This is a genomic window from Oceanimonas aquatica (assembly GCF_030732065.1).
Classification (GTDB): Bacteria; Pseudomonadota; Gammaproteobacteria; order Enterobacterales; family Aeromonadaceae; genus Oceanimonas.
The window spans coordinates 210,916-230,925 of record NZ_JAVBHX010000005.1 but is presented as its reverse complement, the minus strand read 5'-3'; the positions used below and the strand labels follow the sequence as shown (position 1 = coordinate 230,925).

Genomic DNA, 20,010 nt, shown 5'->3' with positions numbered 1-20,010 from the left:
AACCGGAATCCATTCTGCAGATATCTGCGTAACCCGCTCTGGACTCCGGACTCCGGCCTTTGTAGGCCCGGCTAAAGCCGGGCCTACCTGTTACATCATCCAGAAGCCCGCGGCCAGCAGGGCGGCCAGGGTCAGCACGCCGCCGATCAGGGCGTAGGGCAACTGGGTGATGGCGTGATCCATGGTGTCGCAGCCGGCCCCTTGAGCCGAGAGCACGGTGGAGTCGCTAAAGAAGCAGGCGTGGCTGCCAAAGGCCGAGGCCGACAGCAGGGCACCCACCACCAGCGGCATGGGCACGTCCATGGCCTGGGCCAGGGGCACTACTATGGGCAGGGAAATCACGAAAACGCCCCAGCTCGAGGCGGTGCTGAACACCACGGCGGCCATCACCAGAAACACCACGGCGGGCAACAGCGCCGGCGTCAGCAGCGGGGTGACGGTGTCGATGATGTAGCGGGTCATGCCCAGCTGATCGTTCACTTCCTTCAGAATAAAGCCGGCACAGACGGTGGCGAGGGGGTAGAGCATCACCTTGAAGCCGTCCAGGGTGGCGTCCACCTGCTGCTGGAAGGACAGCAGCCGCTGTACCGAATAGAGCACCATGGTCACCCCCAGGGCCACCAGTACGCCTTTCAGCAGATCGATGTCGTAATACACACTGGCCAGCACCAGCACCACCATGGGCAGCAGGAAGTTGGTCAGTCCCAGCCAGCCGGGCACGGTGCGCTCGGGGGCCGGCGTTTCCTCGTCCTGCCAGCCGGTGGGCACCGGCTGACCGCCTTGGGCCCGAGCCTCGGCCTTCTTCATGGCACCCAGATCCGGCAGTTTGCGCGCCGCCACCAGCGCCACCACCAGCAGCGCGGCCCAGCCGTAAAGCATCCAGGGAATGCTGTTGACATAGAGCGACATACCTTTACCGCCCTCGGCGGCGCCGGAGTCTTCCAGCAATGAGGCGAAAAACACCGCCCAGGTGGACACCGGCACCAGAATACAGATGGGCGCGGCGGTGGAGTCGACGATATAGGCCAGTTTTTCCCGGGAAATGCCAAAGCGGTCGGTAATGCGCTTCATCGATGACGATACCGCCAGGGAGTTGAGGTAGTCGTCGATAAACACCACCAGTCCCAGACCGACTGTGCCCACCATGGCGCTTTTCGGGGTTTTGATCAGGCGGGTCATGACGGCGCCAAAGCTGCGCACGCCGCCGCCCCGGGCCAGCAGGTTAATCAGTCCACCCATCATGCCGCACACCAAGATCAGCCAGGCGATGGTTTCGTCCATCATCACCGCCAGGGTCACGTCCGCCAGCGGGCTGACCAGATCGGCAGGGTTGATCAGCAGCAGGCCGAGCAGGCTGCCCGCCAGCAGTGATTCTACGGTTTTGCGGGTGAGCACCGCCATGGTGATCACCAGCGCCGCCGGCAACAGGCTCAGGGCACCGTAATCGCTGCCTTTTTCATGGGTGAAGCCGAGCCAGGCAAAGGCCAGGGCGGCGATCACGGCCACCGCCAGGCCACGCCAGAGCGGTGGCCATTTGACACTGGGGTTAAGGGCCAGGGTGTTGGGTTGTTCCATCATCATCTTCCTTTGGTCGAGAGGTCGGCGCCTGCTGGCGCTCTTTTACCTGTGTGGTGAAATCAGGCGTTTTTCAGCATCCATTCCAGTTCGATGTCGGTAATGCGTGTTTCAAATTCGAGCAGCTCGTCCTGCTTGCAGATGCGGTACACATCAATGAACTCTTCGCCCAGGTAACGCTTGAGCGGCGTGTCACCTTCCAGCCGGGCCAGGGCGCTGCTCTGGCGGGTGGGCAGGGGCAGGCCTTCCTGCTCCAGGCCGTTGCCCACCACCGGCTCCGGCAGCGGCAGTTCGTGGTCGAGGCCATGCAGCAGGCCGGCCAGTATGGTGGCCACCACCAGATAGGGGTTGGCGTCGGCGCCGGGCACCCGGTACTCGATGCGGCGGGCTTCATCGTCGCCGGCGGGAATGCGCAAGGCCACGGTGCGGTTGTTGTGGCCCCATGAAGCCTGCACCGGCACGTACATGCCCGGCTGAAAACGGCGAAAGGCATTCATGTTGGGGGCCAGCAGCGCCATGCTGTCGGGCATCAGATCCAGCATGCCGGCGAGGGAGCGCTTCAGCAGCGGCGAGTCGTCGCCCTGCTCGTCGGCAAACAGGTTTTCACCCTGGTCGTCGGTGACGCTGATATGCACGTGCAGGCCGCTGCCCGGGTGCTCTTCATAGGGCTTGGCCATAAAGGTGGCGTCCATCTCGTACTGTTCGGCCACCAGCTTGATCAGCCGCTTCAGCGCCAGTGCCTGATCGCAGGCCGCCAGTACGTCGCTGCCGTGGTGCATGTTGATCTCGAACTGGCCCGGCGCGGCCTCGGCCACGGCGCCATCGGCGGGCAGCTTCTGCAGCGCGGCAATGTTGTCGATATCGGCGAGGATCTCCGCAAAATTGTTGAGGTTGTCTACCGAATACACCTGGCTGTAGGTATCCCGCTTTTGGGTCAGTGGTGAGCAGGGGGGCTGCAGCCGGCCTTGTTCATCCCTGTCTCTGTCCACCAGGTAAAACTCCAGCTCCAGGGCGATCACCGGCGTCAGGCCTCTGGTTTTTACCTGGCGCCACACCCGTTCCAGCACGTTGCGCGGCTCCAGGGCAAAGGGCTGTTGGTTCTCATCCACCATGGTCAGCAGCAACTGGGCCACGGTTTCGGCGTCGGCCGCCGAGGGCACCAGGGTGCCGGCAATGGGATAGCAGGGCAGATCCGGCTCGCCAATGTCCTGGCCGATGCCGGTTTCTTCCACCACGTTACCGCGAAAGTCCATGGCAAACATGGACGCAGGAAAGAAGCAGCCGGCTTCAAGCTTGTCGAGGGCGCTCACCGGCAGCCGCTTGCCGCGAAAGATGCCGTTGAGATCGGTCAGTAACACGTCTACATACTGGGTATCGGGGTAGCGGTTGAGATAGGCGGCCACCTCTTGTTCAAAGAGAGTCGAAGCCGGTTCGCTGGCCGAAGGAAGAGTCGTTACCTTTGTGTTCGCTTGCATGATGTCACCGTCATGTGGCTGTTAAATATAATTTACGTTGATACGTTAGGTGTGTTCATTTTGTTTTGCAAGTGTTAAAAGTTATTGAGCTTTGAAAGCGCCGGTGCTAGGGTTTTCACTATATTTTTTACGGCACCTGCACGATAACGGGTAAGGTGTTAAAAATTTAAAGCGGGTGAATGAATATGACGATGGTTCATATATTTAACAGGCCCTGGGTGGGCGTCATCCTGTGCCAACAGCAGCTGGGGCCCCATATCGGCCTGACCGTGCAGCAGAAATACCTGGATGCCATTGTGGCCGCCGGCGCCGTGCCGGTGCCTCTGGTGCATCAGCTGGGCGAGGATGAACAAAGCCTGAATGCCATGCTGGCGCGTCTCGACGGCATTCTGCTCACCGGCAGCTACAGCAACATGGAGCCACACCATTACGGCGAAACCGGCGTGGAGGATCATACCGACACTGGCCGGGATCGGCTCAGCCTGCAGCTGATTGCCGCAGCACAAGCCATGAAGCTGCCGCTCTTTGGCATTTGTCGCGGTTTTCAGGAAATGGTGGTTGCCAGCGGCGGCAGTCTGCACCGGCGCCTGCACGAAACCGGCCTGTTTGCCGAACACCGGGAAAACAAGGATCAACCCCTTGAGCAGCAATACGCGCCGGCCCACGACATTCAGCCGGTGGCGGGTGGTCTGCTGGCGCGGCTGGCGGGTGAAGGTGTGCACAGAGTGAATTCATTGCACATGCAGGGAACCAAAACCACAGGCCCCGGTGTGCGGGTGGAAGCCACCGCCCCCGACGGCCTGGTGGAAGCCATCAGCCTTGTGAACCATCCCTTTGCCCTTGGCGTACAGTGGCACCCGGAATGGCACAGCCGTGACAATGCTTTGTACCGGGCGCTGTTTGACGGCTTTGTGGCCGCCTGCCGGGAACACGGCCGAACCCGGAGTTCATCATGAGTGCCGCTCAGGAGCTGGCGCCGGGCAGCCGGCTGGCGGATATTCGCCGGCGGCTGGGGCTCAGTCAGCGTCGGGTGGCCGAGCTCTCCGGGCTGACTCACGGTGCCATCTGCACCATAGAGCAGGACAAGGTCAGCCCGGCGGTGAGCAGTCTGCAAAAGCTGCTCAAGGTGTACGACATGTCGCTGTCGGAGTTTTTTGCCGAGCAGCAGCCACTCACCCGTAACAAGGTGGTGGTCAACGAAGACGAGCTGGTGGAAATCGGCAGCCGGGGTGTGTCGTTCCGGCTGGTGCACAACGGCAATCGCCAGCGGGCGCTGGGTTTTTTGATTGAATGCTATGCCCCGGGCACCAGCACCGGCGGCCACCTCAAGCACCAGGGCGAGGAAGTGGGTACCGTGCTGGAGGGGGAGATCGAGCTGACGGTGGACGGCGAGCACTACCGGCTCAAGGCCGGCCAGAGCTACGTGATCGACACCGGGCTGCCCCATACCTTTACCAATTCATCGAGCCGGGAATGCCGCATTATCAGTGCCCATACCCCGGCCAACCTGTGATCAAGGCGGAGACACATTATGGAGTTCAGGAACAAGGCTCACTGGCAGGACGAAGCGGAAAAGCTGCAACCCGAAAGCCGGCTGTTTATTGAAGGTGAATACCGCGAGGCCGTGGCCGGAGAGCGTTTTGCGGTGATTAATCCCGCCACCAATGCCAGCCTGACCGAAGTCAGCCGGGCCAAAGACGCCGACGTTAACATGGCGGTGATCGCCGCCCGGGCCAGTTTCGAGGCGGGGGTGTGGTCACAAAAGGCGCCCGCCGAGCGCAAGGCGGTGCTGCTGAAGCTGGCGGCACTGATGGAGCAGCACAGGGAAGAGTTGGCGCTGCTGGAAACCCTGGACACCGGCAAGCCCATTCGCCACAGCCTGCGGGACGACATTCCCGGCGCCGTGCGCTGCATGCGCTGGTATGCCGAGGCGGTGGACAAGATTTACGGCGAAATTGCCCCCACCGGCCCCGATGCGCTGGCGCTGGTCAGTCGCGAGCCCATCGGCGTGGTGGCGGCCATTGTGCCCTGGAACTTTCCGCTGTTGCTGGCCTGCTGGAAGCTGGGCCCGGCGCTGGCCGCCGGCAACTCGGTTATTTTAAAGCCCTCGGAGAAATCCCCGCTGTCGGCCATTCGTCTGGCGGCATTGGCCAAAGAGGCGGGCCTGCCCGACGGCGTGCTCAATGTGCTGCCCGGCTTTGGCCATGAGGCGGGCAAGGCCCTGGCCTTGCACGAGGACGTGGACTGCCTGACCTTCACCGGCTCCACCGGCGTGGGGCGGCTGCTGATGGAATACGCCGGTCGCTCCAACATGAAGCGGGTGTGGCTGGAAGCCGGCGGCAAGAGCGCCAATATCGTCTTTGCCGACTGTCCGGATTTGGCCAGGGCCGCCCGTGCCTCGGCCTCCGGCATCTTCTACAACCAGGGTCAGGTGTGCATCGCCGGCACCCGGCTGCTGGTAGAAAGCAGCATCAAGGACGCCTTTATGGCCGAGCTGAAAAAGGCCGCCGAGCACTTCAAGCCAAAGGATCCGCTGGATCCGTCTTCCACCATGGGCACGCTGATTGACAGCGATCATCACGGCAGCGTGTGCCGCTACATTGCCGAGGGCCTGGAAGAAGGCGCGGTGCTGGGCCTGGATGGCCGGGATCAGGCGGGCAACTTTGTCGGCCCCACCGTGCTCGAGCAGGTCAATCCGCACATGACGGTGGCCCGGGAAGAGATCTTTGGTCCTGTGCTGGCGGTGACCACCTTTGAACAGGAAGAGGAAGCGCTGCAGCTCGCCAACGACAGCCAGTACGGCCTGGGCGCCGGGCTGTGGACCTCGGATCTGCGCCGGGCCCACCGGCTGGCGCGCCGGCTCAAGGCCGGCTCGGTGTTTATCAACAACTACAACGACGGCGACATGACGGTGCCCTTTGGCGGCGTCAAGCAAAGCGGCAACGGCCGTGACAAGTCCTTACACGCCTTTGACAAATTTACCGAACTCAAGACCACCTGGCTGGCACTGGATTAAGGGAGTATTTAAACCATGGAACACGTCAACAGCTATTACGCGGCCACCGTCAACAAGCATGCGCCCTGGCCGCAACTGACCGAAAATATTCAGTGCGATGTGTGCGTGGTGGGGGGCGGTTACACCGGCCTGTCCACGGCGCTGTTTCTGACCGAAGCGGGCTTTGATGTGGTGCTGCTGGAAGCCGGCCGCATCGGCTTTGGCGCCAGCGGCCGCAACGGCGGCCAGCTGGTCAACTCCTACAGCCGGGACATCGACGTGATTGAGTCCCGCTACGGCGCCGATACCGCCCGCATGCTGGGCAGCATGATGTTTGAAGGCGGCGACATTATTCGCGAACGCATTCAGCAGTACGACATTCAGTGCGACTTCAAGCCCGGCGGCATTTTCGCGGCGCTGAACAGTCGTCAGCTGCACGAGCTGGAAAACCAGAAGCGCAACTGGGAGCGCTACGGCCACGACGGCCTGGAACTGCTCGATGAAACTCAAGTAGCCGAGGAGATCGACACCAAAAACTACGTGGGCGCCCTGCTGGATCACCGCGGCGGTCATATTCACCCGCTTAACCTGGCGCTGGGAGAGGCCGAGGCCATTCGCAAACTGGGTGGTCGCATCTTTGAACAGTCGGCGGTCACCGACCTTCAGTATGGCGATCCGGCTCTGGCGAAAACCGAAAAAGGCAGTGTCAGTGCCCGCTTTGTGGTGCTGGCGGGCAATGCCTATCTCGGCAACCTGGAGCCCAAGCTGTCGGCCAAGGCCATGCCCTGCGGCACCCAGATTGTGACCACCGAGCCCCTCAGCGAGGATCAGGCCCGGTCCTTGATTGCCAACCAGTATTGCGTGGAAGACTGCAATTACCTGCTGGATTACTACCGCATTACCGGCGACAACCGGCTGCTCTACGGGGGTGGTGTGGTCTATGGCGCCCGGGATCCGGACGATATCGACCGCCTGGTGCTGCCCAAACTGCTGAAGACCTTTCCCCAGCTGGAAGGGGTGAAGATCGATTACCGCTGGACCGGCAACTTTCTGCTGACCCTGTCGCGCCTGCCCCAGTTTGGCCGGCTCGAGCCCAATGTGTATTACATGCAGGGCTACAGCGGCCACGGCGTGACCTGTACTCACCTGGCGGGACGCTTGCTGTCGGAAGTGCTGAAAGGCCAGGCCGAGCGCTTTGACGCCTTTGCCAGCCTTCCGCACCTGCCGTTCTTCGGCGGCCGCCGTTTTCAGGTGCCCTTCAGCGCCATGGGCGCGGCCTACTACAGCCTGCGGGACAAGTTGGGGGTGTAACCCCCGTTTTAATGGGAAAAATGGTGTCTGTCATTCCGGCCTTCGAGCCGGAATCCATTTCTCAGGCGGCTGTGGAACAGCCCAGTGCCGTGCACCATGCCCTGGACTCCGGCCTTCGCCGGAGTGACGGTGTTTTTGTAGGCCCGAATTTATTCACGGTTGTAAACGGGCAAACCGTGCAACATGCGGCACCTTTGCCCGGTTGAAACCGGGCCTACAGCAACTGGTCGGTACGCGCCGCCATGATGAAGTCGTTGCGGTGCAGGCCGCCGATGGCGTGGGTCCACCAGGTCACGGTGACCTTGCCCCACTCCAGCAAAATGGCCGGGTGGTGAAACTCGCTCTCGGCAAGCTCCGCCACTTTGTCGGCAAAGGCCCAGGCCAGCTTGAAGTTCCTGAATTTGAACTCCCGTTCCAGCTGCAGCACGCCGTCCCGGGCCTGTGGAGTCCAGTCGGGAATTTGCGTCATCAGCTCGGCCAGCTCGGCATCGCTGACTTTGGGCGCATCGGCCCGGCAGGCCTCGCATTGTTGTTGGGCCAGGTTGGTCATGAATGCTCCTTAAACGGCGGTTTGTTTGGGTGGGAAAGTGGGCTCAAACAGCCCTAACTGTTGTGCCTTGCGAACCTCGGCCATGATGTCCATATCGGCAATGGCGAACAGATCGTCCAGGCTCTCCAGTACATAGTAGATGGGCTGCATAATGTCGATGCGGTAGGGGGTGCGCAGCACGTCCAGCAGGTTAAAGGGCCGGAATTCGGGCTCGCTCGATTCAAAGGCGTACTGGGTTTCGCCCGGCGACGACAGTATGCCACCGCCGTAGATGCGCCGGCCTTGGGGCGTGTTGAGCAGGCCGAACTCCACGGTAAACCAGTACAGCCGTGCCAGAAAGCCGCGCTCTTTGGGCGTGGCGCTCTGGCCGAGTTGTCCATAGGTATGGGTAAAGCGGGCAAAAGCCGGATTGGTAAGCATGGCGCAGTGGCCAAACAGCTCATGAAAGATATCCGGCTCCTGCAGATAATCGAGATCTTCCCGCCGGCGAATAAAGGTGGCCACCGGAAACTGCCGGTCGGCCAGCAGTTCGAAAAAGCGGTCAAAGGAGATCAGCGCCGGCACTCTGGCCACGCGCCAGCCGGTGGTGGGCTGCAAGACCCGGTTGATCTCGTCCAGCTGGGGAATGCGGTCATGAGGCAGGTTTAGCCGCTTCAGCCCCGTCAGGTATTCATCACAGGCGCGATCCTGCACGCAGCGGAGCTGGCGCGTAATCAGCGTGTGCCAGATGGCGTTTTCTTCCTCCGTGTAATGAATGATGCCATCGGGCCCGGGAGTACGGGCCACGTAGGTGGAGGCGTTCATGCAGCATTGCCCTTCGTCAGTGTCATTTTGTCTTTAAATCTAGAGACTTGAGTGACCACTGAGAAGGGCAGGGTGGCAGTTTGGCGTTACGGTGGTGTCAGCCCTGGTTTACGGTGGGCGTCGGCACCCCAAACACCTGGGACAGATAGGTCAGGTAGCCGGCGTCCTCGCACATGGCCTTGCCCGGGCTGTCGGAGAGCTTGGCCACCGCCTGGCCGTTGCAGCGGGTCATCTTGATCACCATGCTCAGCGGCTTGTTGTCCACTACGTCGTTGGTCAGGTGAGTGCCAATGCCAAAGGCCGGTCGGCACTGGCCGGCGAACCGCCGGTAAAGATCCAGCGCCCGCTCCACGGTGAGGGCGTCGCTGTACACCAGCCGCTTGCTGCATGGGTCGATCTTCAGTTTGCGATAGTGGGCCAGGGCCTTTTCGGTCCAGGCGACCGGATCGCCCGAGTCGTGGCGCAGGCCGTCAAACAGCTTGGCAAAGTAGAGATCGAAGTCGCGCAGAAAGGCATCCACGCCCACCACATCGGTGAGGGCGATGCCGAGCCGGCCCCGGTATTCCCGTACCCAGGCGTCCAGGGCTGCCTTCTGGCTGTCGATAAGGCGTGGCCCCAGTGCCTGAAACGCCTGCAAAAACTCGTGGGCCATGGTGCCCATGGGCGGCCGGCCAATATGCCGCGACAGCATCAGGTTGCTGGTACCGGAAAACTGCTCGGGCAGTCCCTTGGCAAAGGCCTGCACCACTTCCTTGTGCCAACGCCCGGAAAAGCGCCGACGGGTACCAAAGTCGGAAAAGCGAAAGCCCTCGCTGCCCTTGGTACGGGTCACCAGGTCGATTTTTTGCTGCATTTTTTCCCGGGCGTGGTGCCAGTCGGGGCTTGAGTAGTGATGGCGGCAATACACCTCGCTGATGATGGCCAGCAGCGGCACCTCAAACAAAATGGTATGCAGCCAGGGGCCGCGAATGCCGAGCTCCAGCCGGCCGTCAATGCATTCCAGCTGCACAAAGCGCCGGTCCAGCCGGAACAGTCGCAGAAAATGAATGAAATCGGGTTTGAGGTAGTCGAGTCCGGCCAGGTAGTCGAGCTCGTCGTCGGCCAGCTGCAGGGTGCAGAGGTGGTCGATTTCCCGGCTGATGTCATCGAAACAGGCGGAAAAGTCCACGTTCGGTGTACGGCAGCGAAAACGGTATTCCACTTCTGCCGCCGGGTGCTGGTGCAGCACCGCCTGCATCATGGTGTATTTGTACAGATCGGTGTCTAGCAGAGAGCGAATGACGGGCTCAGTCATCGGGCTGCTCCAGCTCGCCGGCATCGTGCACGAAGTGAGCACCCAGCTGGATCATCTCGGCCATGGCATGGCGGCTGCTGTCGTCGGCCACCCCGCGAGTGGCGGCGCGGTTGACGACCACGTTAAAACCGGCAGCCAGCAGCTGTTTCACCGTATGAAACACGCAGTAATCGGTGGCCAGGCCCCCCACCAGCACTGTGCTAATGTCGTTGCCGCGCAGGAACTCAATGACGCCCGTACTCTGGCGCTCGGCCAGATCGTGATAGCAGGCGCCGTAGGGGTGCATGTCGGGCTCGACCCCTTTCCACACGAAAAAGTCGTAGTCGGCGGGGTGAGGCAGGCCGTCGAGCAGTTCAAAGCCTTTGGTACCGGGCACCGCATGCAGGGGCCAGCGAATGTCGGCGTGGTCGCCGTCCACCTTGCTGAAGGCGGGCTTGTCGTCACTGGCGACCCAGGTTGCCGAGGGTGAGTGGGCGTCCTTGGAGCCCAGGCGAAAGCCGGCAAAGGCGGCCTGGCGGTTGAGCTCGGGAGCAATGGTATCACCGCCGGCCACCGGCAGTTCATCGGGACAAACGGGGGTAAAGGTATACTGGGCATCCACGTCAATACTGGCTACCCTGTGTTTGGCGGGCAATTTCATACGCCACCTCCTTAGTTAGTGTGGGCACTGCGTCGCATTGTTTTTAATATTGTTTTGATTGAGTCTAAGGTTAATTTGGTTCAGTATCGCCCCCATTCGGGGTGTCTTCCCCTCATTAAGCCAAAGGTGACCATAATGAGCCAGCTCCACCAGCCAGAATACCAGCGTTTTATCGAACAGGTGAAAGCCGACAACCTGATGTGGGGGCTTCGCTTCGGAGACGAGTGGGTGGTGTGTGATTCCACCGAGTTTCAGGATACCGAAGTGATGCCCTTGTGGTCCACCAAGGCCGAGGCCCAGGCTCAGTGTGTGGACGAGTGGGCCGAGTATGAGCCCTTTGAAATCTCCCTGGCCGAATTTCTGGAAATCTGGGTGGAAGACCTGTCGGAAGACGGCGTACGCATTGGCCCCAACTGGAATGAAGAGCTCGATGGCATTGAGCTGGACGTACTGGAAATGGTGAAGGAATTTGCCTGACGCTGTCGGTTAAGTTCGCAAAAACGGCACTCTCTGGAGTGCCGTTTTTTTGTGCCTTGTGCCTGTCGCAACTAGAGTGTGAAGGGCGGTATTCACAAGGCACAGGAGAAGCGAAATGAGCAAACTGCTGGTGTTGTATCACTCCATGTATGGTCATATCGAAACCATGGCCGAGGCGGTGGCCAAGGGCGCGGGTGAGGTGGCCGGCGTCGAGGTCACCATCAAACGGGTCCCCGAAACCATGCCGGAAGAAGCGTTCAAACAGGCCGGCGGCAAGGTGGATCAAAAAGCGGAAGTCGCCAGCCCGGAGAGCTTGGCGATTACGACGCCATTATTTTTGGCACGCCCACCCGGTTTGGCAACATGAGTGGCCAGATGCGCAATTTCTTCGATCAGACCGGCGGGCTCTGGGCCAATGGCGGCCTGGTGGGCAAGCTGGCCAGCGTGTTCAGCTCCACCGGCACCGGTGGTGGTCAGGAAACCACCATTACCAGCACCTGGAACACCCTGGCCCACCACGGCATGATTATCGTGCCCATCGGCTATGCCGCTCCGGAAGTGGCCGATATCTCACAGGTGGGCGGCGGCACCCCCTACGGTGCGACGACCCTGGCCGGGAGCGACGGCTCGCGCCGGCCCGACGAACGGGAGCTGGCCATCGCCCGCTACCAGGGTAAAACCGTGGCTGAGCTTGCGAGGAAGCTCTTTGGATGAATGTTCATTAGGCCCCATGTTAACGGGGTAATAGCCTGACATACGGCACCGCCGCCTGAATAACTTCGGGCCTACAATTGCCAGCTTAACTGCTGCCAGCCTCGCTCGGTGGCGATGGTGTTCAGGGCATCGCTGCCATTGATCACCGCGGCTTCATCCACGTATTCCAGCAGCGCCAGATCGTTGTGGGAGTCGCTGTAGCCGTAGCAGAAGCCGGGCTCCAGGCCTTGATCCCGCAGCCAGTGACCGAGGCGCACCACCTTGCCGTGCTGAAAGCTGTAAATGCCTTGCGGCCGGCCGCTGTAGCGGCCGTTGGCGATCTCGGTCTGCACGCCAATGGCATCCGCCACGCCCAGGTGATGGGCGATGGGTTTCACCAGGTGCTCGCCGGTGGCGGAAATCACCAGGCAGCGGTGGCCCTGGGCGCGATGCCAGTCGAGCCGTGCCTTTGCCTGAGGGTAAACGATGGGCGCAATGTGACGACCGATAAACTCATTCACCAGCGCAGTGATGTCTTCCGGGCGGCGGCCTTCCAGCGGCGCCAGGGTCAGCGCCATGTAGGCGTCCATATCGAGGATACCGGCGTAGTAATCGTCCATCAGCCGCTGCTCTTCGGCCAGCAGGGCGTCGCTCACCAGGCCGCGTTCGGCCAGAAACGTCAGCCACAGGGTGGCGGAATCTCCGGCAATCAGGGTTTCGTCCAGATCAAATATGGCCAGGTTCATCAGGCAACCTCTTTCAGTTCGTTCTTGGGCAACAGCAGCTCCACTCGGCTGCCTATGGACAGCAGTGAGGCCGGGCCCCGGTTGAGGGTATCCACCTCCAGGGTGGCGTGGGCCAGTCGCATGCGGTAGCGGATCACGTTGCCCAGCAGCTGGTGGTGCTCCACTCGGGCCGGCAGGGGAGTGGTCATGGCCGGACCATAGTCGCGGCCCGGCTCGCGAATGTAAATGGTCTCGGGGCGAATGGCCAGCCGGCCATGAATGTTAAGGCCGAACAGGGCGGCGGCCTGCTCGGGGCCAAGCAGGTTGTAGCTGCCCATAAAGCCCGCGACAAAGTCATTGACCGGCCGGGTGTAGACGCCTTCGGCGGTGTCGGCCTGCACGATACTGCCCTGGTTCATCACAAAGATGCGATCCGACAGGGTCAGCGCTTCTTCCTGATCGTGGGTCACGAATACCGTGGTGAGCTCGAGCTGTTGCTGAATGCGCCGAATCTGCTCGCGCAGCCGTTTGCGAATGGGGGCGTCCAGCGCCGACAGCGGCTCGTCCAGCAGCAGAATGCGCGGCTGCACCACCAGGGCCCGGGCTAGGGCCACCCGCTGGCGCTGGCCGCCGGAAAGCTGAGAGGGGTAGTGCTTCTCACGGCCTTTCAAGTCCACCAGCTCGATCACCTCTGCCACTCGGCGGTTCAGCTCGGCCCGGTTCAGCTTTTGCAGCGCCAAGCCAAAGGCGATGTTGCCGGCTACCGTCAGATTGGGAAACAGGGCATAGCTCTGAAACACCATGCCGATGCCCCGCTTCTGGGGTTTGAGGTGAGTGATGTCTTCACCGGCCACGCGAATATGGCCATGGTCCGGGCTGACCAGGCCGGCCAGGCTGCGCAGCAGGGTCGACTTGCCACAGCCCGAGGGGCCGAGCAGGGTGACCAGCTCGCCCCGGCGAATATCGAAGTCAATGTCGCTAAACACGCGAGTGTCGCCAAAGGATTTGGCGAGATGGGCAACTTCCAGATAGAACATCAGGTGCTCCGGGATTGCAGGCGCAGCGCCACCCAGGTGGCGAGGCCGATAAACAGGAAATAGGACATCACCATGGCGCTGGTGAAGTGGCCGCTGGTGGTGCGCTGGCTGTACAGGTAGACCTGCAGGGTTTCAAAGCGGGTACCCACCAGCAGGTTGGCAAACACGAACTCCCCGAACAGGAAGGAAAACGCCAGAAACAGGGCGCTGAGCAGGCCATTGCGCAGGTTGGGCAGCACCACTCGCAAAAAGGCGCGGGTGGTGCTGGCGCCCAGCAGGTGGGCGGCATCCATCAGATCGGGCAGGTTGACCGCCTCCAGGTTGTTGGCCAGGGCCCGGTACATAAAGGGCAGGCTCAGGGTGAAGTAGCACAGCACCAGGATCCAGGGCGTGCCCACCAGGGGCAGCGGGCCGCCGGCGTACAGTTGCAGCAGGCCCACCGACGACACCACAGGCGGCACCGCAAAGGGCAGCAGCACCAGCAGGTTCATCAGCCCTTTGAGCTTGGGAAAGTAGTAAAACACCACAAACAGCGCCGGCAATATCAGCACCAGGCTGAGCGCGAGCGCCGCCAGACACACCAGCAGCGAACGACCAAAGGCGGCCAGAAAGCGGCTGTCGGTCCACAGTTTGGCATACCATTCGGTACTGAACCCTTGCGGCAGAATGTGGGCGCCCCAGCTCTCGGCCAGGGAGTAGGCCAGGGTAATGGCGATGGGGGAGGCCAGCAGGACCACCAGGGTCCAGACCGTAAGTCGGGCGGACAGGGGAGGCTTAGACATGACGACTCCGGGCAACAAGCCACTGGTTAACGGCGGTGACCAGCACCAGCAGGGCCATCAGCAATAACGACAACGCCGCCGCCAGCTGGGGCTCGAGGAAGATGTCTCCCGCCACCAGGCCGGCGATTTGAATGGTGACCAGGTTGTAGTTGCTGGTCATCAGCGCATAGGTGCTGGCGTAGGCGCCGAGGGCGTTGGCCAGCAAAATGATAAAGGTGCCGAGCAGGGCCGGGCTCAGCACCGGCAGCACCACCCGCAGCCAGTAGCGCACCGGGCCGGCCCCCAGCAGGGCGGCGGCGTCGCGCCAGTCGTCGCGCACGGCATCAAAGGCCGGGTACAGCAACAGCACAGCCAATGGCACCTGGAAGTAGGTGTAGAGCACCAGCAGGCCGCCACGAGAATAGAGGTTGAACTGTTCGGCCAGCCCCAGCTGCTGCAGCAACAGGGTCAGGGCGCCGTTCATGCCCAGCAGCACGATAAAGGCAAAGGCCAGGGGCACGCCGGAAAAGTTGCTGGCCATGGTGGTAAAGGCCACCACGGCGTTTTGCAGCCGGCCCGGTACCCGGCGCAGCGCCGCCGTGCCAAGAGTGGCAATGGCCAGCCCTGCCAGGCTGGACCAGAACGCCAGATCCAGGCTGTTGGTAAAGGACTGGCGGTAATAGGGAGAGCCGAGGACGTCACCAAAGTTGGCCAGGCTCCAGTCGCCGCCGGCCTGAAAGGCGTTGATGGCCACCCAGGCGATGGGCGCCAGCTGAAACAGCGTAAACACCAGGCCAAAGGGCAGCAGCAACAGCAGCGGCAACCGGCGCCGCCAGGGAGAAGGGCGGGCGGCTGCAGGGGTGCCGGTGGCCGCCGGGGGCACGGTGTTCAATGAACGGGCCGGGGTCAGGGTGTGCTCGGTCATGTCAGCAGCTCCCGGCACTGGGGCTTGTGATGGTCGATGCCGAGCAGGCTGGCCAGGGTGCCGCACAGCTCGGTCTGGCGCGGGTGGGCATGCCTGTCGTGACTGAACGCCGAGCCCAGCACGAACAGCGGCACTTCCCGCTCTTCCGGCAGCGCGCCGCTGTGGCTGCGGTCCCGGTTCATGCCGTGATCGCTGGTGATCATGATCTGGTAGCCCTGCTTCAGCCAGCCCGGCACGTAATCGGCCAGCAACAGATCGAAGTGGCGGGCGCTGTTGCGGTACTGGGATGAGTCCAGCCCGAACTGGTGGCCGGCATGGTCCACGTTCATCGGGTGGATCAGCAGCAGCTCCGGATCCGCACTTTGGCGCAGCCACTCGGCGTCAACCAGCAGGTGGCTGTCGGGGTAATCATCCTGGTGGTAGAAAATGCCGTGCTGTATGGGCAGTTGATCGTCCCGAGTGAAGCGATCCCGCACCGGATCGTAGGGCGCGCGGTTATACAGCTCGCTCATCCAGTGGTAGGCCGCCGCCGCCGTGGTGAGACCGGCTCGCTGAGCCAGGTGGAACAGGCTGGTCTCGCTGCTCAGGCGCACCACGCCGTTGTGCACCACGTCGTGGTCCACCGGCCGGGTGCCGGTGAGAATGGTTTCGTACAAGGGGCGCGACAATGCCGGCAGCTCGCATTGCAGCTTGTAGCCGGTGGCGCGGCCCGCTTCGGTCATGGCCAGCAGGTAGCCCAGGCTGTGCCGGGCTACCTCGTGGGCCAAACCGTCAATGATGATCAGTATGACCTTGTGCATGCTTACCTCTGCTGGTGCACCAGCACTTCGGTCTGCCACTGGCGCGGCAGGCGCTTGGTGCTTTGCTCCCAGGTACCGAAGTCTGCAATGGGGCGGGCATTGGCGTACATCTCGTTGGGCAGCAGCTTGGCCTGCACATCGTCGGGCAGGGTCACGTTACTGCGAATGGGACGGGCATAGCCGCGGGCCAGGTTGATTTGGCCGGCATCGCTCAGAATGTACTCCCGGGCCAGCTTGGCGGCGTTGGGGTTTTTGGCGTACTTGTTGATGATGGTGGCATAGCCGGAGATCAGGGAGCCGTCCGACGGGATCACCACGGTAAAGCGATCACGGTCGATTTGATCCCGGTAGTTGAGGGCGTTGAAGTCCCACAGCACCGCCATTTCAATTTCGCCTTTTTCCAGGTTGGCGATATTGGTGTCCACCGGCGACAGCCGTCCTTGACGGGCCAGATCCGCGAACAGATCGAGGGCCGGCGCCAGGTTGGACTCATCCCCGCCCATCGCAAAGGCGGCGGCCAGAATGGCGCTGTTGGCCTGAGCGGCCACGCCCACATCACCCACGGTGACCTGGTAGTCGCCGTCGCGCAGATCCGCCCAGGAAGTGGGCACCTTGCTGACCAGCTCGTTGTTGACGATAAAGGCGATGGTGCCGGTGTAGCCCAGCATCCAGTGGCCGTCTGCATCCTTGGCCCAGTCGGGGATCTCGATCCAGGTGGACGGCTTGTAGGGCTGGGTTACGCCCTGCTGCACGGCGATGGGGGCAAAGGCGGCGCCCACGTCGCCGATGTCGGCGGTGGCATCCTCTTTTTCGGCGGCGAACTTGGCGATTTCCTGGGCCGAGCTCATGTCGGTGTCCTGGTGCTTCAGGCCATACTGCTTACCCAGATCCCGCCAGGTATCCTTCCAGTTGGCCCAGCTGTCGGGCATGCCGACGCTGTTGACTTGGCCTTCGGCCCGGGCCTTGGCTTCCAGTTCGCTGAGGTCGGCAGCCTGGGCGGTGGTGCCCAGGGCCAGGGTAAGCAGACTTGCGGTGAACAACTGTTTCATGAGTGTGGTGTCCTCTGGACTAGGTCAGGTTCGAACTCATGCTAGGCGGGGTTGATGACACTTGGGCGACAGTTTTGAGGCAGTTATGTGGCGGTAAGCCCAGGAATTTCGACCGAATATGACATTCGGTGCTCGAGTGTTGCGCATTTTCACCATCTGCCCGGAATGAATCCGTTATGCTAGGATGAGTCCTTCGCCGGGCCCGCGCGCCCATGAATCATGTTGAGGATGCACGGAATGCGCAAAGTGACCACAAGGGTAACCTTGTTGCTGCTTCTGGGCTTGCTTTGTCGGCCTCTTCCGTTTTCCTACGGCGCGGGCGGCATCAGTGCCGATTTTTCCCGTGTGCACCACTTGATGGAAAACCGTTACGGGCCTGAGCGCGCCACTGTGTCCCGGGAATGGGAGCGCATGCTGAGCGACATCGGCACCCTGCCGGAGCGGGACAAGATCCAGCGGGTTAACCGTTTTTTTCATCGCCACCTTCGCTATCAGCTGGACAAGGATCTGTGGGGTAAAGAGGATTACTGGGCCACACCGCTGGAAACCCTGGGGCGGGGGCGGGGTGATTGTGAAGATTACGCCATTGCCCAGTACCTGAGCCTGCGCATGGCGGGGATCGGTGATGATCGTTTGCGGCTGATCTATGTCCGGGCAAAGATAGGCGGCCCTCGCAGCTCGATCACCCAGGCTCATATGGTGCTTGGTTACTATGCCACCCCGTCATCGGATCCTCTGCTGCTGGACAGTCTGATCCCCGACATTCTGCCGGGCGCGCAGCGAACGGATCTGACCCCCGTTTTCAGTTTCAACAGCCAGGGATTATGGACCCCGGGCGCGACCTCGTCGGCGGCCAATCCGGTGGCCCGGCTGTCGCGCTGGCGGCAGGTGCTGGCAAAAGTTAGACAGGAAGGAGTGAGCTGGTGAAATACACAATGCCCAACCGGGTTTGCAGGGAGAAGGCGCCATGTCACTGAACAAACAGCTGTGGCTGGCCATTGCGGTGTTAATGCTGCTGGCGTTTGTGAGCAGTTTTACCATCAGCACCCTGAGTGCACGCAATTATTATCAGGAACAGTTGCAGCAGAAGAACATCGACAATGCCAACTCGCTGGCGCTGACCCTGTCTCAGGTGGAAAAGGACGAAGTCACCGTCGAGCTGCTGGTGGCGGCCCAGTTTGATACCGGCCACTACCGGCGCATCGAACTGATTGCACCCAGCGGTGAGGTACGGCAACGCAAGCTGTTTGAGCCGGCGGCGCAGCACGATACCGTGCCCGCCTGGTTTGTGAAGCTGGCGGCCCTGTCGGTGCCGGCGGGAGTGGCCCAGGTGCAGGATGGCTGGCATCAGTACGGTACTCTCTATGTGGAAAGCCTGACCGAGGTGGCCTATGCCGCCCTGTGGCAGACCACCCTGCGGCTGTTGGGGTGGCTGTTGCTGGTGGCCCTGCTGTGCGGTGCCCTGGGCAGCTGGTTGCTGAAACAGATCACTCAACCGCTCGAGGATGTGGTTCATCAGGCCGAAGCCATTGGCGGACGCCGCTTTATTACCTCCAGCGAGCCGCGCACCCTGGAGTTTGGCCGCCTGGTAAGGGCCATGAACCTGTTGTCGGGCCGGGTGCGGGACATGCTCGAAAGCGAATCCCGACGGCTGGAAGCGCTGCGCTACCAGCATCAGCATGATGCCGTGACCGGACTGGCCAACCGCGATACCGTCAACAGTCAGCTGGATGCGCTGCTGAGCGAAGAGGATGGCCGCCATGGCATTCTTCTGGTGCGGGTGCAGGAACTGGCGACCATCAACCGGACCCTGGGCCGCGCCGATACCGACAGGCTGTTGCATGAGCTGGCCGAGGCCCTGTTGCAGTGGGCGCCCGACCAGCAGGCCTTGTTTGCCGAAGCGCTTGGCGGCAGGCTCAACGGCAGCGACTTCCTGCTGCTGCTGACCGAGGCCGAAGAGCTGTCCACCCTGAGTGCGGCCCTTGACCTGCGCCTGCGGGCGTTGGCTGAGCGCTGGCCTCAGGTGCAGCCACAACTGCCTCACGGCGCCTGTTATTTTCTGGCGGGCGAGCGTCGTGGTGAGGTGATGAGCCGGGTGGATGGCCTGCTGGCCACCGCCGAGCAGCGCTGTGTTACCTGTGCCGAGGTCAGGGATACTTTCTCTGGCAGCGATAACCAGGGCGCGGGCGAATGGCGCCAGCTGCTGACACCGGCGCTGGCGGCGAAGGCCGTTTCGGCGGTGCGTTTTCCGGTACTGCAATTGGCCGGTGATCAGCCCCTGCATGAGGAAGCCATGATGCGGCTGCAATGGCAGGGCAATACCTGGAAGGCGGGGGAGTTCATGCCCTGGGCCCGACGGCTGGGGTTGTTGCCGGCCTTTGATGTGGCCATGGTGGAAACCGTACTGAACGGCCTGCGCTGCGGCACGCCACAGCCGGTGGCCATCAACCTGTCGATGGAGACCCTGCGCCAGCCTGCCAGCCGGCAGCAACTGATGGCCCTGCTCACCGAGGCGGGGGAGCTGGCCCCCATGCTGTGGCTGGAATTTGCGGAAAGTCAGGTTATTCGTGAGGTGTCGCTGTTCAGGGAATTTTGTGTACAGGTCAAGCCACTGGGCTGCCGGCTGGGCATGGAGCGGGCCGGGCGCGACTTTGCCAAAATTGCACATCTGCAGGAGCTGGGGCTGGATTACCTCAAAGTGGACGGCGCCTTGCTGCGAAACCTGCCCGAGCATGAGGGCAATCAGGGCTTTTTACGGGGGCTCTGTTCGCTGGGGCACTCCATTGGCCTGTGCATGATTGCCGATGGCGTACAGTCACCGGCGGAGCGTGAGTTGCTGCTGGCGCTGGGCTTTGATGCCGCCGGAGGGCCGGGTATACGGCAGGCCGGCTGACCGGCC

At 62.0% G+C, this 20,010-nt stretch carries 21 protein-coding genes; 9 read left to right on the top strand and 12 right to left on the bottom strand.

Annotation, left to right across the window (positions count from 1 at the left end):
• Nucleotides 1-90: 90 nt before the first annotated feature.
• Together Q9290_RS09360 and Q9290_RS09355 are read right to left on the bottom strand one after the other, a co-directional pair.
• Nucleotides 91-1,575, bottom strand: a complete 1,485-nt coding sequence (locus Q9290_RS09360; protein WP_306079385.1) for a Na+/H+ antiporter NhaC family protein — start codon at nt 1,573-1,575, stop codon at nt 91-93.
• A 62-nt stretch (nt 1,576-1,637) separates the two neighbouring features.
• Nucleotides 1,638-3,050: a glutamine synthetase family protein gene (locus Q9290_RS09355; RefSeq protein ID WP_306079384.1), complete on the bottom strand. Its 1,413-nt coding sequence runs from the start codon at nt 3,048-3,050 to the stop codon at nt 1,638-1,640.
• A gap of 185 nt (nt 3,051-3,235) precedes the next feature.
• Between Q9290_RS09355 and puuD the strand changes: the two genes are divergently transcribed.
• From puuD to Q9290_RS09335, 4 genes are read left to right on the top strand one after another with little or no spacing between them, the layout of a single operon-like run.
• Nucleotides 3,236-4,006 (top strand): gamma-glutamyl-gamma-aminobutyrate hydrolase, encoded by a 771-nt coding sequence (gene puuD, locus Q9290_RS09350; RefSeq protein ID WP_306079383.1) that lies wholly within the window; start codon nt 3,236-3,238, stop codon nt 4,004-4,006.
• A complete protein-coding gene (gene puuR / locus Q9290_RS09345; protein WP_306079382.1) occupies nt 4,003-4,563 on the top strand; it encodes an HTH-type transcriptional regulator PuuR in 561 nt (186 codons plus the stop codon). Before puuD ends, puuR begins: the two co-directional genes overlap by 4 nt.
• An 18-nt stretch (nt 4,564-4,581) precedes the next feature.
• Nucleotides 4,582-6,066 (top strand): aldehyde dehydrogenase PuuC, encoded by a 1,485-nt coding sequence (puuC, locus tag Q9290_RS09340; RefSeq protein ID WP_306079381.1) that lies wholly within the window; start codon nt 4,582-4,584, stop codon nt 6,064-6,066.
• 15 nt (nt 6,067-6,081) lie between these two features.
• Entirely contained in the window at nt 6,082-7,356 is a 1,275-nt protein-coding gene (locus tag Q9290_RS09335) for an NAD(P)/FAD-dependent oxidoreductase (protein ID WP_306079380.1), read from the top strand.
• Between the two features lie 214 nt (nt 7,357-7,570).
• On the opposite strand, the gene Q9290_RS09330 is transcribed toward Q9290_RS09335, so the two are convergent.
• The 4 genes from Q9290_RS09330 to Q9290_RS09315 all read right to left on the bottom strand — a co-directional run bounded on the left by Q9290_RS09330 (nt 7,571) and on the right by Q9290_RS09315 (nt 10,644).
• Complete coding sequence (locus Q9290_RS09330; RefSeq protein ID WP_306079379.1) at nt 7,571-7,906, bottom strand: 4a-hydroxytetrahydrobiopterin dehydratase; 336 nt, start codon at nt 7,904-7,906, stop codon at nt 7,571-7,573.
• 9 nt (nt 7,907-7,915) lie between these two features.
• Nucleotides 7,916-8,710: a phenylalanine 4-monooxygenase gene (gene phhA / locus Q9290_RS09325; protein WP_306079378.1), complete on the bottom strand. Its 795-nt coding sequence runs from the start codon at nt 8,708-8,710 to the stop codon at nt 7,916-7,918.
• Nucleotides 8,711-8,807: 97 nt separating this feature from the next.
• Entirely contained in the window at nt 8,808-10,004 is a 1,197-nt protein-coding gene (gene pncB, locus Q9290_RS09320) for a nicotinate phosphoribosyltransferase (RefSeq protein ID WP_306079377.1), read from the bottom strand.
• Nucleotides 9,997-10,644, bottom strand: a complete 648-nt coding sequence (locus tag Q9290_RS09315; RefSeq protein WP_306079376.1) for an isochorismatase family protein — start codon at nt 10,642-10,644, stop codon at nt 9,997-9,999. Before Q9290_RS09315 ends, pncB begins: the two co-directional genes overlap by 8 nt.
• 135 nt (nt 10,645-10,779) lie before the next feature.
• Here Q9290_RS09315 and Q9290_RS09310 point away from each other — a divergent pair, with 135 nt between their 5' ends.
• The 3 genes from Q9290_RS09310 (at nt 10,780) to wrbA (ending at nt 11,835) form a co-directional block, all read left to right on the top strand.
• Nucleotides 10,780-11,121, top strand: a complete 342-nt coding sequence (locus tag Q9290_RS09310; protein WP_306079375.1) for a DUF2750 domain-containing protein — start codon at nt 10,780-10,782, stop codon at nt 11,119-11,121.
• A gap of 115 nt (nt 11,122-11,236) precedes the next feature.
• Nucleotides 11,237-11,488, top strand: a complete 252-nt coding sequence (locus tag Q9290_RS16490; protein ID WP_371930912.1) for a flavodoxin domain-containing protein — start codon at nt 11,237-11,239, stop codon at nt 11,486-11,488.
• On the top strand, nt 11,452-11,835 hold the full coding sequence (gene wrbA / locus Q9290_RS16485) for an NAD(P)H:quinone oxidoreductase (protein WP_371930914.1): 384 nt from the start codon (nt 11,452-11,454) through the stop codon (nt 11,833-11,835). Before Q9290_RS16490 ends, wrbA begins: the two co-directional genes overlap by 37 nt.
• Before the next feature lie 71 nt (nt 11,836-11,906).
• Here the strand turns inward: wrbA and Q9290_RS09300 are convergent, their stop codons facing one another.
• Genes Q9290_RS09300 through Q9290_RS09275 form a run of 6 tightly spaced genes read right to left on the bottom strand, consistent with a single transcriptional unit; the run spans nt 11,907 to nt 17,111 of the window.
• Nucleotides 11,907-12,560 carry an HAD family hydrolase gene (locus Q9290_RS09300; RefSeq protein ID WP_306079374.1) on the bottom strand — a complete coding sequence of 218 codons (654 nt, stop codon included), beginning with the start codon at nt 12,558-12,560 and terminating at the stop codon, nt 11,907-11,909.
• Nucleotides 12,560-13,576: an ABC transporter ATP-binding protein gene (locus tag Q9290_RS09295; protein WP_306079373.1), complete on the bottom strand. Its 1,017-nt coding sequence runs from the start codon at nt 13,574-13,576 to the stop codon at nt 12,560-12,562. Before Q9290_RS09295 ends, Q9290_RS09300 begins: the two co-directional genes overlap by 1 nt.
• Entirely contained in the window at nt 13,576-14,358 is a 783-nt protein-coding gene (locus Q9290_RS09290) for an ABC transporter permease (RefSeq protein WP_306079372.1), read from the bottom strand. The genes Q9290_RS09295 and Q9290_RS09290 overlap by 1 nt, the downstream gene beginning before the upstream one ends.
• Nucleotides 14,351-15,220, bottom strand: a complete 870-nt coding sequence (locus Q9290_RS09285; protein WP_371930913.1) for an ABC transporter permease — start codon at nt 15,218-15,220, stop codon at nt 14,351-14,353. Before Q9290_RS09285 ends, Q9290_RS09290 begins: the two co-directional genes overlap by 8 nt.
• 38 nt (nt 15,221-15,258) lie before the next feature.
• On the bottom strand, nt 15,259-16,062 hold the full coding sequence (locus Q9290_RS09280) for an alkaline phosphatase family protein (RefSeq protein WP_306079370.1): 804 nt from the start codon (nt 16,060-16,062) through the stop codon (nt 15,259-15,261).
• A 2-nt stretch (nt 16,063-16,064) separates the two neighbouring features.
• On the bottom strand, nt 16,065-17,111 hold the full coding sequence (locus Q9290_RS09275) for an ABC transporter substrate-binding protein (RefSeq protein ID WP_306079369.1): 1,047 nt from the start codon (nt 17,109-17,111) through the stop codon (nt 16,065-16,067).
• Between the two features lie 237 nt (nt 17,112-17,348).
• On the opposite strand from Q9290_RS09275, the gene Q9290_RS09270 reads away from it, so the two are divergent.
• Together Q9290_RS09270 and Q9290_RS09265 are read left to right on the top strand one after the other, a co-directional pair.
• Complete coding sequence (locus Q9290_RS09270; RefSeq protein WP_306079368.1) at nt 17,349-18,038, top strand: transglutaminase-like cysteine peptidase; 690 nt, start codon at nt 17,349-17,351, stop codon at nt 18,036-18,038.
• Nucleotides 18,039-18,078: 40 nt separating this feature from the next.
• Nucleotides 18,079-20,004 carry a bifunctional diguanylate cyclase/phosphodiesterase gene (locus tag Q9290_RS09265; RefSeq protein WP_306079367.1) on the top strand — a complete coding sequence of 642 codons (1,926 nt, stop codon included), beginning with the start codon at nt 18,079-18,081 and terminating at the stop codon, nt 20,002-20,004.
• The last annotated feature ends 6 nt before the right edge of the window (nt 20,005-20,010 follow it).